A 12,838-nucleotide genomic window follows, 5' to 3' on the forward strand; every position below is an offset into this window, starting at 1 on the left:
CCCTAGGTAGCGCTTTGTGCCGCAACGATGTCCGGCCACCATCGGGCCGCGACATCGGGGTGCGCGCGTAGTCGACTCTTGAGGGCGTTCGCCCCGTAGGAATCGTGGATCGGGTTGTTCGCGTCCACGGTGACGCCGGTGGCGCGCGCCGCCAGCTCGGGTGGTAGGTCGAACTCCGGGATCTGCGCTGCGTAGTTCGGGTTGAAGAAGAACGGCACCGAGATACGTTCGCCGTCGCCCTCGGGTGAAACTACCCGGTGCACAGTCGCTTTCAAGTAGCCGCCGGTAGCGACCTCGAGAAGTTCGCCGATGTTGACCACCAGCGCCCCGTCGATCGGCGGTGCGTCGATCCAATCGCCGTCGTGCTCGACCTGCAGACCGCCCTTGCCCGGTTCGACATAGAGCAGGGTCAGCACACCCGCGTCCTTGTGCCCGCCGACGCCCTGGGAGCCGGCACCTTTCGGGCGGCCCGGGTAACGCACCACCTTGATGAGGATCGACGGATCGTGAGCGAACGCGTCGTCGAAGATGTTCGCATCCTGGCCCAGGGCTACCGCCCATTCGCGTAAGAGGCTCAATGCGATCGAGGTGAGTGTGTCGTTCCACTCGGTGATGACGTCGCGGAGTTCGGGAAGGGCGTCGGGCCACTGGTTGGGGCCCTGCAGGATCTCCCAGGCCGGTGAGGTGTCGGTGCGCTCGGCTGCGGGCTGTTCGGCGCCGATGTCGATCTGCTCGCGCCAGTCCTGCTTGCCTTCGGTCAGTTCGCCGCCGAGCCTGGTGTACCCACGGAAGTGCGGGCTGCGGACGTTCTCGATCGCGAGCTTCTCGGCAGTCGGTAGCGCGAAGAACTCGCGGGCGACGGCGAGGAGGCGTCGCTGCAGTTCGTCGGGAATTCCGTGGCCGACCAGGTAGAAGAATCCGACCTCGTGGGTGGCCTCGCGGAGCTGAGTGCGGAACTGCTCGGCGGTGTCGGGATTCTGCGCAAGCGACAGATCGAGCACTGGCAGCGACGTAATCGACATGGGGTCCTCGATCCGTGTGATGGTTCTGATGTCCATCATTCCACGCTGATCGGCACCCGGACCCGCTCGGCGATTCGGCAGCCGCAGGCGTGATTACCCGCGCGGATGCGGAAACACCCTGCGGATAACAGAATCGGGGCCTTGCGCCGTTGGCGCAAGACCCCGAATCAGCGTGAACCTAAATCAGGCCTCGTCGGCCCGGCGTCTAGCTACGCCTCATCGGCTCCGATGATGAACGCTTCGAGCTCGATGCGAGCCTTGTCGTCGGCCATCTGGACCGGCGGGGACTTCATCAGGTAAGCGGAAGCCGGGTAAACCGGTCCACCGATGCCGCGGTCCTTGGCGATCTTGGCTGCGCGGACGGCGTCGATGATGATGCCTGCAGAGTTGGGCGAATCCCAGACCTCGAGCTTGTACTCCAGGTTCAGGGGAGCGTCACCGAAGGCGCGGCCTTCGAGGCGGACGTATGCCCACTTGCGGTCGTCGAGCCACTCCACGTAGTCCGAGGGACCGATGTGGACGTTGCGGTCGTGAACCTTGCCGGCAAGTGCGCCGGTCAGGTTGGACGTCACGGCCTGGGTCTTGGAAACCTTCTTGGACTCCAGGCGATCACGCTCGAGCATGTTCTTGAAGTCCATGTTTCCACCGACGTTGAGCTGGTAGGTGCGGTCCAGCACGACGCCGCGGTCTTCGAACAGTTTCGCCATCACGCGGTGGGTGATGGTGGCGCCGACCTGGCTCTTGATGTCGTCGCCGACGATCGGGACGCCGGCGTCCTTGAACTTGGCAGCCCACTCCGGGTCGGAAGCGATGAAGACGGGCAGGGCGTTGACGAATGCAACGCCTGCGTCGATCGCGCACTGTGCGTAGAACTTGTCAGCGTCGTCGGAACCGACGGGCAGGTAGGAGACGAGGACGTCGACCTGAGCGTCCTTGAGTGCCTTGACGACGTCGACGGGCTCGGCGTCGGACAGCTCGATGGTCTCGGCGTAGTACTTGCCGATGCCGTCGAGGGTCGGGCCACGCTGAACGGGAACGTCCAGGGGCGGGACGTCGGCGATCTTGATGGTGTTGTTCTCGCTCGCGAGGATCGCCTCGGAGAGGTCGAAGCCGACCTTCTTGGCGTCGACGTCGAACGCAGCGACGAATTGCACGTCGCGGACGTGGTACTTACCGAACTTGACGTGCATGAGGCCGGGGACCGTCTGGGTCTCGTCGGCATCCTTGTAGTAGTGGACGCCCTGAACCAGGGACGAGGCGCAGTTACCCACGCCCACAATGGCTACGCGCACCGCGGTGCTGTTCTCACCCATGGTCGGGTTCTCCTTCTTTCCGGGATGTTCCTGTTGTCGATTGCTCGGCTGCGATCAATTCGTTGAGCCAACGCACTTCGCGTTCACTCGATTCGAGTCCGAGCTGATGGAGCTGACGGGTATAGCGGTCCAGCGATCCGCTGGCCCGACCGACGGCCTCGCGGAGCCCCTCACGGCGCTCCTCGACCTGGCGTCGCCTGCCTTCGAGGATCCGCATCCGCGCTTCTGCGGGGGTGCGGCTGAAGAAGGCGAGGTGAACGCCGAAACCGTCGTCGGTGTAGTTCTGCGGCCCGGTGTCGGCGACCAGTTCAGTGAACCGTTGCCGACCTTCCGGAGTGAGCTGGTAGACGCGACGCGCCCGACGCTTGAGCGTGCCGGTGGCAGTGTCGACGTCTTCCGAGATCAATCCGTCGGCTTGCATGCGCCGCAGTGCCGGGTACAGCGATCCGTACGAGAACGCGCGGAATGCGCCGAGCAGACCAGTGAGCCGCTTACGCAGCTCGTATCCGTGCATCGGTGACTCGAGGAGCAGCCCGAGGATTGCGAGTTCGAGCAACTGACAAACCTCCCGAGTCGTTGAACCTAACCGCTTGATGCGATATCCAACTATATCGCGCCGATATATAAAACCACACTGCGGCCCGATACGTGTACCAAGGTGTCACGGATAGACGGCCTCGATTGGCCGCGGGCTGGGTGGACAACTCAGCACTCGACGACATTGACTGCAAGCCCGCCGCGTGAAGTTTCCTTGTACTTGTCGTGCATGTCGGCGCCAACGTCGCGCAAGGTACGGATGGCGGTGTCCAGTGAGACGTGGTGTGGCTGATCCTCCTCGTTCAGGGTGAGTGTCGCCGCCTGAACCGCGGTGACGGCAGCTATCGCATTGCGTTCGATGCACGGGATCTGTACCAGTCCGGCCACCGGATCACAGGTCAGGCCCAGGTGATGTTCCAGACCCATCTCCGCTGCCTTTCCCACCTGTGCCGGCGTTCCGCCGAGGGCCGCGCACAAGGCTCCGGCCGCCATCGCGCACGCCGAACCCACTTCGCCCTGGCAGCCGACCTCTGCCCCGGAGATGGAAGCGCCCGCCTTCACGACGCTGCCGATGGCAGTCGCGGTCAGGAGCATGTCGACGACGCCATTCATGTCGGCACCTGGCGTCCGAAGGTAATGCTCCACAACTGCGGGCAAGATTCCCGCTGCCCCGTTCGTCGGCGCGGTGACCACCCGGAATCCCGATGCGTTCTCCTCGTTGACGGCCAATGCTGCGAGTTGGATCCGAGAAATTGCGGTCAGTTCGTGCGTGGGTTGGCTGTCCAGAGTCCTGGCGAGTCCGGGGGCACGTCTGCGAACGGCAAGACCTCCTGGGAGTGTGCCATCTGCCCGCGTGCGACCGGCGCCGATGCACGCCCGCATGGCTTCCCAGATCTCGACCGCGTCGGCTTGGGGGTCTCGGCCGAGCGCCCACTCGTTTGCCGCGGCAATCTCTGCGACGGTCACTTCCCGTGATGCGCTGAGTGTAAGAAGGTCGTCGAACGTGCGGTAGGGGTACGGAATCTGTGGTGGCGATGGTTGCGTCTGGCCCACCGTCACTACGAAACCGCCGCCGACGGATAGGAAAGTGCGGTCCTCGATAACTGTGCCGTCGTTCGCTATCGCAGTGAACTCCAACGCATTCGGGTGATCTGGGTGGGGGTCGAACGGGGCAAGAGTGATGTCCTCGTAAGCGACGGTGACCGCGTGGTCGTCGACTGATATTTCGTGCAGCGAACGCGAATGTTCCCATAATCCGTGGACGGCAGCGGGATCGCAGTCGTGCGGTGACCATCCGCGTAAGCCCGCGAGGACTGCGTCGGGAGATCCGTGGCCGACTCCGGTGGCCCCGAGGGAGCCGCGAAGCCGTACCTGAATGCGCGAAGTCCGTGCAAGCAGGTGTGCGTTGCGTAGTCCCGCCACGAACGACGCGGCAGCACGCATGGGCCCGACGGTATGTGAACTCGACGGACCTATGCCTATCGAAAACAATTCGGACATGGACGTGTGTGCGCCCACAGATCCATCAGCACAATATGAGGTATTTAGCACAGATTTCATCGATCTTCTCCGTCTGAAGTGAGTTAAACAGGGAAATTGCCCTGTTTCGAGGATGTTTCGGCAAAGAAAATTCTCCACGGTTCCGTAGATATTTCTTACTGCACAGTTGTAGATTATCCGTACATCACTCGATCGGTTCCGATTCTCACTACTCACGCACTGCAGAGGTGCCAATGAAGACCACTGATTCCTCACTCATCGAGGACCTCACGATCCAACCTGTGCCGGAAGAGCGCCGCACCGGTACTGCCCGCCATCTGTTCTCGGTCTGGTTCGGCGTCCAGATCATGCCCCTTACCCTCGTGATGGGTGTGCTGGGTCCGACTGTGTACGGACTCGACATCGCCTCGACAATTGCCGCGATCGTCCTCGGTAACCTGATCGGTGCGGTCTTCATGGCATTGCACTCGGTGCAGGGATCAAAACTTGGTGTGCCGCAGATGATTCAGGCACGTGGACAATTCGGTATGTACGGCTCGCTGCTCGTGTTGGTCGTCGTCATCCTGATGTACCTGGGTTTTCTCGCGTCCATCATCGTGCTTGCCCGAGACACACTTGTTGCGTTGGTACCCGCATTGAACCCCTCGCTTGCGTTGGTGCTGACTACTGGTCTCACGCTGGTGGCAGTCATCTTCGGTTACGAGTTCATTCACCGACTCAACCGCGCCTTGCTCGTTCTCTTCGGAATTGCCGTCATCTTGATCGCCGTGTTCACCTTCCAAGCCGCCGGTGGAGGGCCCGCGACATCGGCGGATACGAGCTTTAGCGTGATAGGTTTCCTCGGGATGACATCGATCGCCGCGACATGGCAGATCGCCTACGCGCCTTACGTTTCCGACTATTCTCGCTACCTGCCCGCGGCGACTCCTTCGCGCGAGGCGTTCTGGTACACCTATCTCGGCGCCGTTGTCGGCGCGATTCCGGTGATGACCCTCGGTGCGCTCCTCGTGACCGCGGCAGGCGGCGACGGAAGCGTCGCTCAACTGCTCGACATCATGCCAGGTCCGATTGGCGTCTTCGTTCTCGTCATGCTTTTCCTCGGCGCCATCGACGCGGCGGTGATCAACCTTTACGGCCCGTCCCTGTGCACGCTGACGTTGATGCAAACATTCCGAACAGGCTGGAAACCAGGAGCTTTCGCGCGTAACCTCGTCGCCACCTGCACCGCCGTCATCGCATTCATGGTGGCCCTGCTGTTCGCTGACAACTTTCTCGTCAACTACTCCAACTTCATCCACTTCCTGATGTGCTTGCTCATCCCCTGGAGCATCGTCAATCTGGTCGACTATTACATGATCGCCAAGGGACAGTACGATATTGCCGCGTTCAGTGACGTCAATGCCGGCTATGGGGCCTTCAACACACCGGCCCTGGCTACCTACATCCTCGGATTTGTCATCCAAATGCCTTTCATGTCAGGCGATTTCTTTACCGGACCGGTGGCCGCAGCCATGAACGGGGTCGACGTGTCCTGGCTCGTCGGGTCCGTGGCCAGCTTCTTTCTCTATCTCGCGCTCGTTCGACTCTCCGCCAAGCGCACTCCGGCTCTCGCTGCAGCCGCTGCCTGAAACTTGAACACCGAAAGGAATATTCATGACCGGGACCGAACTCGCCGACCTCGTCGGCGACGGCACTGACCGCCAGCGTCTGATGAACAGCACCTGGACTCACCACATCAAGACTCCGTTCTCACAGGGATGGCGGATCGGGAACCTCGTCTTCACCGGCGGCCAACTCTCGGCGGACGAACACGGAAACGTCCTCGGAGAGGGTGACATCGAGGCGCAGACCCGCAATGTATTCGAGTCGCTCACCACAGTACTGGCCGAGGCCGGTGCCACCTGGGGCGACGTCGTCAAACTCAATACCTACTACTGCTTCGACGGCTCGGGAGACCAGGTTCAGGAGAACTGGGAGACCATGACCCGCGTTCGGATGGAATTCCTCCCCGAAGAGGGGCCTGCCGGTACCGGCGTACGCGTCGCCGGACTCATGTACGACGGCTTTCTCATCGAGGCCGAAGCCATCGCGGTCATCCGCGGCTGATCACCGAAAGGAACATCATGACCAACCCCACGCTCGACGCCCGGAGACTGCGCATCGACAAGGTCACCGAACAACTCTCGCAGACCGGAGGGCACCTGCTCACCGGTGATCAGTACAAGGCCTCGTTGCGCGACGGCCGCCGCATCATTTCCTCACAGGGTGAGGATGTCGAGGATGTCACCACCCATCCCGACCTGCGTGCCGTCAACACCCTGGCCGGAATTCAGGATGCCCAGTTCGCGTCGGAGACCCGCGACGTTCTCACCTACGTGGACGACGACGGTGGCCGACGCGCCATCGGATGGCAGATTCCCCGCACTCGCGCTGACCTGATGGCCAAACGTGAAGCGACGCGGCTGATCACGCAGAAGACCATGGGCATGTACGGCCGTCCCAACGACTACGGCGCAATGATGGCACTCGGCTTCCTCTCGACCATCGACAGGATCGAAGCGGAGAACCCTGAATTCGCGCAGAACATACGCGATTTCGTGAAGATATCTGGTGATCACAACCTGCTCAGCACAGATCTGATCGCAGACCCGCAGTCCGACAAGAGTATTCCGCGAAACGAGCGCCCGTCGCAGTTGCGCATTGTCGAAGACCGACCCGACGGAATCGTCATCTCAGGTGCGAAGGTAGCCGGTAGCATCGGTTCCCTCGCACACTTTTTCACTCTCTCGACCACTCTCGGCGGTGGAGTCGGGCCGGAAGCGGCCATCTGGGCGGCGATCCCGGTCAACTCCCCCGGTCTCTCGCTCATCCTGCGCGAGCCGACGGCGAAGATGAACACGCCGCGCAATGATCACCCGCTCGATCACGCCGGTGAAGAACTCGATCAGACGATCATCTTCGACAAGGTGTTCATCCCGCGTGAGTACGTCTTCAGCAAGTACAACCTGGGATTGCTCGACCTGTACTACGAATCCTGTGCGTATTCGCTGTGGTCGGTGATGACGCGCCTGGCCTTCCGGGCAGAGATGTTCACCGGTGTGGCGCAGGTGATCACCGAGATCCTCGGCACCGACAAGATTCCCGGTGTGCAGGCTGCCGTCGCCGACATCACGCTCTACGCACAAACCCTCAAGGCGTATTCGCTCGCCACCGTTCACGAGTCAGTGGAATGGTGTGGCCTGCATGTACCGAACCCGGAACTGACAACGGCAGGCCGTCTCTACTCGATCGAGAACTATCCCCGCATCACCTTTCTGCTTCGCGATCTGTGCGGGCAGGCGCTCATCGCCCGCTGGCCCGAAAAAGTTTGGGATCATCCGGAATTCGGCTCCCGGATGGAAGAGTTCTTTCCTGGAACCGGGGTCTCCGCCCGGGACAAGAACACCTTCTTCAACTTCGTCTGGGACCTGGTCGCGGGTGCTCACGCGGGCCGCGTCGGACTGTTCGAGAACGTCAACGCCACTCCGCCAGCCTTCGTCCGTAACCTCGTCTACTCCAAGACCGATCGCACCGCAGCCGCTCGGCGAGTCCGCGACTACGTGGGGATCGCCTGATGGGCGCGCCGGTGATGGACAGACGCACCGCATCACTTCGTGCAGCAGCCGGCGCCACCCACCCATGTGTGCCCGCCGAGGATTTTGCTGCCTCGATGCGCAAGCTGGCGAGCGGTATCGTGGTGGTGACCACCGAGGTCGAGGGGCGACCTTGGGGGCTGACGCTCAGTTCGGTGTCCTCGTTCTCGGCTGATCCGGCCCGGATCTCGTTGTCGGTGAACAAGACCAATGTCACAGCCCGCTACATCGCCGAGCGCGAGCGCTTCGGCGTCGCAATCCTCTCCGACGACAAGATGGCGCTCGCCGCCGATCTCGCTGCGCCTGGTAAGCCGAAATTCATTGCCGAAGAACAACTGTGCAGCCCTGGACCGCGGTTCTCGCTGCCGGCGATCGACGGGGCCCTGTACAACATCGAATGCGCAGTGGTCTTCATGGTGGAAGCCGTCGACCACGTCCTCGTTGTCGCCGACGTGGTCTCGGCGCGTGCAGGCGCTCACGCGGAGACTGCCGGACCGTTGACGTACTTCGACCGCACCTTCGGCTCGTTCGCCGTGGGAGACCCAGAAGGAGGGATCGTATGACCACGACACCGGATACGGCTGCCAGACAGCAGAGCCCACTGCTTGGTGATCGGCTACTCGAGAACCGTCAACCGATAGTCGATCTGACCAGGCCGGTGTACGAAGGGATGCCGATGTGGTTCGGCCATCAGCGCACCTTCACTCCGGTGAACCAGACACACGAGCAGTTCAAGGCGATGTACGGGACCAAGGATGGGTTCTACGCGCGCAATCTCGTGATCAGCGAGCACGCCGGCACCCACGCCGACGCGACCATCGAGTACGACCCCGACGGCGCCACCATCGACAACACCCCGTTGGCGTACTACTACGGTTCGGCCGTCTGTCTCGATCTATCGCACGTGAAATTCGAAGGCCCCGAACCGATGACACATGGATCGGCGGGTATCGAGGACGTCGAGATCGCCGAGCGGGCGCTGGCCGAGGCAGGTGAGGAGATCAGGCCCGGCGATATCGTACTGGCCTGGTTCGACTACGGCGATCGCTGGTTCCCCGAACGCAAGTACATCGACGAGAATCCCGGATTCTCCTGGGAGGGCGCCGAATACCTCGCGAAGAAGGGTGTGGTAAACATCGGCACCGACTGCAATGCGATCGACAACAGTCTCGACAACAGCTTCGCCGGACACATGGTGTGCAAGAAGTACGGGATCGTGAACACCGAGCATTTGCAGAATCTGGGACAGTTGGTGAACACCCGCTTCGACTACTTCGGCCTGCCACTGCACCTCGTCGGCGGCACCGGCTCGCCCATTCGGGCCGTCGCGATCCCCCGTGCGCGGTTAGGGAGTCCGGAGACTCCTTAACCACGCACAGGGCTGGAGGAATTAGAAGGTCGGTGGAGTGTTCACCCACACTACGCGGGCGGTGACGGTGCCATGATTGGCGTAAGTGTGCGGGCGAGTGCTGGGAAACGTCATCGAGTCGCCGGTGGCCAGAGACACGGTTTCGACGCCGTCGAGAACGATCTCCACGCTGCCGGCGACAACGGTGAGGAACTCTTCTCCTGCATGAGTCATCGGTTCACCGCTGCCGAAACCGGGCTCGATGGTGACCATCTGGGACTGCAACACCGTCGACGACTGGTAAAGGTTCTCGATTCGAACGCCTTCGGCTTCGAGGGGAAGGACTTCGCGCTCGTCGGCGCGCACGATCATCCGATCCTCGGAGGCCGGCATACCGAGGAGCTCCGGCGTGGTCGTTCCGAGCGCATGTGCGATCTGTGTGATGCGTCCGATGCTGGGTTTGCTCAGTCCACGCTCGAATGCGCTCAACGCAGAAGGGCTGACCGCGATTTCCTGCGAAAGGTCACGCAGGCTCATCCGATTTCGGCGTCGAAGCTCCTTGACTCGGGCGCCTATGGCGCCGATGTCGTCTTCGGCGGGTGGGGCGTCGTCCTCGACGTCGCCGTCAAGCGCCTGACGGATACCGACGACGGTCATGGAGCGGGATTCGAGGAGCTTGCGGATCTTCTCGAGCCGTTTGACGTCCTGCATCGAATACATGCGTTGCCCGGACTCGGTGCGAAGAGGGGTGATCAGCCGTTCTTGCTCCCACAACCGAATTCGTGCGGTAGACACGCCGACGATGCTGGCCACGTGGCCGATCTTGAGGATCGCGGCATCGGTTGCAGACTTCGGCACCGGCTCGTCCGGACGATTCGGGGAACTGGTTGAAGACATGGACCTCGACCTCACGAAAGGGGAAACGGATCACGGTGAACGTGCGCGTAGATCATATAGTTCTCGTACATGGCGACTTGAAGAAAGCCGCACAAATTGTGTCGCAGGTGACAGGTCTCGAGGTGCGTGGCGGTGGCCGCCACGACGGAGTCGGCACCAGCAATCTGATCATTCCGATGGGGGAGACGTACCTGGAACTGGCGACTGTGAACGACCCCGTCGCCGCTGCGCAGCACCCCTTCGGACGACTGGTCTCTGCCGCACTTGAACACGACCGGGCCTTGGCGGCGTGGGCAGTGGCAGGCACTGTCGGCGACGACGCCGTGCCGCTTAGTCGCGCCGGCGTCAGCGTCCGCCTCGTCGGCTGCGACCAGGCGATCATTCGCCCTGACCTACCTTTCCGGCTCGAGCGTCCCGGCGGCCAGGCGTTTCCCGGCGCGACATCTGAGCCGCGCCGACTGCGGGAGATCCACCTGCGCGGACCCGAAGAACCGGGCGGTCTGAGCAACGGACCCACTGAACTGGTGACGACCCGCGGACCCGCAGCCCTTCACTCGTTCGCCCTCGACGACGCGGACGGGCACGAGTTGAGCGTCACCAACGACATCTGGAGCACTCTGTGAGCATCAACATCGTCGCGGTACGTCGCGATCTGCACGCCATGCCCGAAGTGGGCCTCGACCTCCCGCTGACCCAGGCCTACCTGCTGGACCGACTCGTCGAATCGGGAATCGAACTGACGCTCGGCACCGCGATGTCGTCGGTAACCGCCGTGGTGCGCGGCGGCAGGGTCGATCGCTCGAACCCGTCTCAGGTTCCCACCGTCCTGGTGCGATCCGACATGGACGCTCTCCCTGTTGCCGAAGACACCGGACTCGACTGGGCGTCGGGCAACGGGGCGATGCACGCGTGCGGTCACGACGCGCACATGGCGATCGTCCTCGCGGCGGCATTGGAAACCCAGGAGAGGCGAGCCGATCTGACCGGCGACGTCATCTTCTTCTTCCAGCCGGGAGAAGAAGGCCACGGCGGTGCGAAACTGGCACTCGAGGAAGGCCTCCTGGGCGTTTCCGGCGCGCGCCCGGTGGCCGCACTGGGGTTGCACGTCCTCGCTCATCTGCTCGGCGCCGGTGAATTCGCGTCACGCGAGGGTGCAGTGCTGTCGGGTTCGACGCTCGTCGATGTGACCATCACCGGCAGTGGCGGCCACGGCTCCTCCCCTCACCTGGCGCGTAGTCCACTCACAGCGGCGGCGGAAGCTGTTGGTGCCGTGGGGATCGCGGCGTCACACGGCGTCTCGATGTTCGAGCCCGCTGCGGTGGTGTTCGGTGCATTACGCGCCGGTGAGGCGCGAAACGTCATACCCGACAACGCTTCTCTGTCCGGGGTGATCCGCAGTTTCTCGGAGGACACGGATGCGCGTCTGCAGTCGATCGTGCGTCGTACCGTCGACGGCGTCGCACACGCGCACGGCGTCGAGGCTGAAGTGGTGCTGACCCAGGACACTGTGCCGACAGTCAGCAACGGCATTGAACTGGACCGACTGGATGCGGTCGCCGCGGGAGTCGGCACGTCGGTCACTCGATTGCAGCAGCCGATCGGAATCTCCGAGGATTTCTCGTGGATCCTCCGCGAAGTGCCCGGTGTCTTCCTGCTCGTCGGGGCCCGTACCAGCGACGAAAGCCACTTACCGTCGAATCACTCTGCGCGGGCGACATTTTCCGATGACGTGCTCGCCCCCACCCGGGATCTGATCGTGGCGTGGGTGCAAGGGCGTCTGGCAGATCAAGGCGCAAATGGGTAGACGCTCAATGGCTCGCCCGACAGTGTGGTCTCCAGGTGGCCGGAGTCGTCGGCCTCGTTTCTCACGTACATAGAGACAGTCGGCTCGTTGGCTCGGCCGATGGTGGGGTATTCGAAACGGATCTGGTCGACCACTCCGCCCGGAACCCGGAGCGTTTCCGGAGCGCCGGCGATCAGCCGCGCCAGAACCTCGAGATCGACCGTCGACAGGTCGATTGTTCGTGTCCCGGTTGTTCGGGGTGAAGGTGTCGACCAGGATTTGAAGTCACCATCGTAGATGTATCTGACGTAGTTGCCGGGCTGATCATGGGCCACTCGTTCTACGGTTGCGTTTTCGGTACTGAGCGAGACGGTATCGGCGATGGTGTCGCCGAATTCGGCCCGGTAATCGTCGATGAACTGCGCCACGCCGTGGCCGGTCATCAGATTCGGGATCGGTGCGTCGGTCCCGAGCGGTGACGTGTCCGGGTTGGTGGCCGAACCGATCAGCGCCCCGACGACACCGGCGACAAGTACGACGGCCGCAGCAGCTTTCACCGATTTCGGTGGCGCAGGCAGGCGGGGCCGGACCACCTCGGTGTCGAGATATCGAGAGGGGATCTGAAGGTCATTCACGAGAACCTGAAGGTCGTGAATTGTTTTGGCGGACATTGCTTTTGATGTTCGAGACTCGTATTCTCCGGCATGTAGCTGCCCGTCTGCGAGGGCGTTGTCCAGCACCCCACAGGTATCGGCTCGGTCGGAATCTCGTGCACGTTTAGACGGGGAGGGACTCGACGGCATGAT

General features: G+C 62.4%; 13 protein-coding genes. 7 read left to right on the forward strand and 6 right to left on the reverse strand.

Annotation, left to right across the window (positions count from 1 at the left end; genetic code table 11):
* Window positions 1–2: 2 nt before the first annotated feature.
* The 4 genes from AC1DWA_RS16880 to AC1DWA_RS16895 form a co-directional block, all read right to left on the reverse strand.
* Window positions 3–1,061, reverse strand: a complete 1,059-nt coding sequence (locus AC1DWA_RS16880; RefSeq protein WP_019746062.1) for an isopenicillin N synthase family dioxygenase — start codon at window positions 1,059–1,061, stop codon at window positions 3–5.
* Window positions 1,062–1,231: 170 nt separating this feature from the next.
* Window positions 1,232–2,335 (reverse strand): inositol-3-phosphate synthase, encoded by a 1,104-nt coding sequence (locus AC1DWA_RS16885; RefSeq protein WP_003945979.1) that lies wholly within the window; start codon window positions 2,333–2,335, stop codon window positions 1,232–1,234.
* Window positions 2,328–2,891 (reverse strand): PadR family transcriptional regulator, encoded by a 564-nt coding sequence (locus tag AC1DWA_RS16890; protein ID WP_003946014.1) that lies wholly within the window; start codon window positions 2,889–2,891, stop codon window positions 2,328–2,330. The genes AC1DWA_RS16885 and AC1DWA_RS16890 overlap by 8 nt, the downstream gene beginning before the upstream one ends.
* Window positions 2,892–3,040: 149 nt before the next feature.
* The gene (locus AC1DWA_RS16895) at window positions 3,041–4,432 is read right to left on the reverse strand and encodes an L-serine ammonia-lyase (RefSeq protein ID WP_020971380.1); all 1,392 of its coding nucleotides are present in this window, start codon (window positions 4,430–4,432) and stop codon (window positions 3,041–3,043) included.
* A gap of 173 nt (window positions 4,433–4,605) precedes the next feature.
* Between AC1DWA_RS16895 and AC1DWA_RS16900 the strand changes: the two genes are divergently transcribed.
* Genes AC1DWA_RS16900 through AC1DWA_RS16920 form a run of 5 tightly spaced genes read left to right on the forward strand, consistent with a single transcriptional unit; the run spans window position 4,606 to window position 9,373 of the window.
* Window positions 4,606–6,000: a purine-cytosine permease family protein gene (locus AC1DWA_RS16900; RefSeq protein WP_477846551.1), complete on the forward strand. Its 1,395-nt coding sequence runs from the start codon at window positions 4,606–4,608 to the stop codon at window positions 5,998–6,000.
* A gap of 25 nt (window positions 6,001–6,025) precedes the next feature.
* Window positions 6,026–6,478 carry a RidA family protein gene (locus AC1DWA_RS16905; RefSeq protein WP_020971378.1) on the forward strand — a complete coding sequence of 151 codons (453 nt, stop codon included), beginning with the start codon at window positions 6,026–6,028 and terminating at the stop codon, window positions 6,476–6,478.
* A 17-nt stretch (window positions 6,479–6,495) separates the two neighbouring features.
* Window positions 6,496–7,986 carry a 4-hydroxyphenylacetate 3-hydroxylase N-terminal domain-containing protein gene (locus AC1DWA_RS16910; protein WP_477846552.1) on the forward strand — a complete coding sequence of 497 codons (1,491 nt, stop codon included), beginning with the start codon at window positions 6,496–6,498 and terminating at the stop codon, window positions 7,984–7,986.
* Window positions 7,986–8,567: a flavin reductase family protein gene (locus AC1DWA_RS16915; RefSeq protein ID WP_020971376.1), complete on the forward strand. Its 582-nt coding sequence runs from the start codon at window positions 7,986–7,988 to the stop codon at window positions 8,565–8,567. Before AC1DWA_RS16910 ends, AC1DWA_RS16915 begins: the two co-directional genes overlap by 1 nt.
* Entirely contained in the window at window positions 8,564–9,373 is an 810-nt protein-coding gene (locus AC1DWA_RS16920) for a cyclase family protein (protein ID WP_081377613.1), read from the forward strand. The genes AC1DWA_RS16915 and AC1DWA_RS16920 overlap by 4 nt, the downstream gene beginning before the upstream one ends.
* A gap of 21 nt (window positions 9,374–9,394) precedes the next feature.
* Here the strand turns inward: AC1DWA_RS16920 and AC1DWA_RS16925 are convergent, their stop codons facing one another.
* Entirely contained in the window at window positions 9,395–10,249 is an 855-nt protein-coding gene (locus AC1DWA_RS16925; protein WP_020971374.1) for a MerR family transcriptional regulator, read from the reverse strand.
* 41 nt (window positions 10,250–10,290) lie between these two features.
* Between AC1DWA_RS16925 and AC1DWA_RS16930 the strand changes: the two genes are divergently transcribed.
* Both AC1DWA_RS16930 and AC1DWA_RS16935 read left to right on the forward strand, forming a co-directional pair.
* Complete coding sequence (locus AC1DWA_RS16930) at window positions 10,291–10,872, forward strand: VOC family protein (protein ID WP_178377362.1); 582 nt, start codon at window positions 10,291–10,293, stop codon at window positions 10,870–10,872.
* The gene (locus tag AC1DWA_RS16935; protein WP_477846553.1) at window positions 10,869–12,053 is read left to right on the forward strand and encodes a M20 metallopeptidase family protein; all 1,185 of its coding nucleotides are present in this window, start codon (window positions 10,869–10,871) and stop codon (window positions 12,051–12,053) included. Before AC1DWA_RS16930 ends, AC1DWA_RS16935 begins: the two co-directional genes overlap by 4 nt.
* Here the strand turns inward: AC1DWA_RS16935 and AC1DWA_RS16940 are convergent.
* A complete protein-coding gene (locus tag AC1DWA_RS16940; protein WP_477846554.1) occupies window positions 12,035–12,835 on the reverse strand; it encodes a DUF1707 SHOCT-like domain-containing protein in 801 nt (266 codons plus the stop codon). The two genes, AC1DWA_RS16935 and AC1DWA_RS16940, sit on opposite strands and share 19 nt — an antisense overlap.
* Window positions 12,836–12,838: the final 3 nt, after the last annotated feature.

It is taken from the genome of Rhodococcus sp. P4_F3_2 (assembly GCF_056401335.1).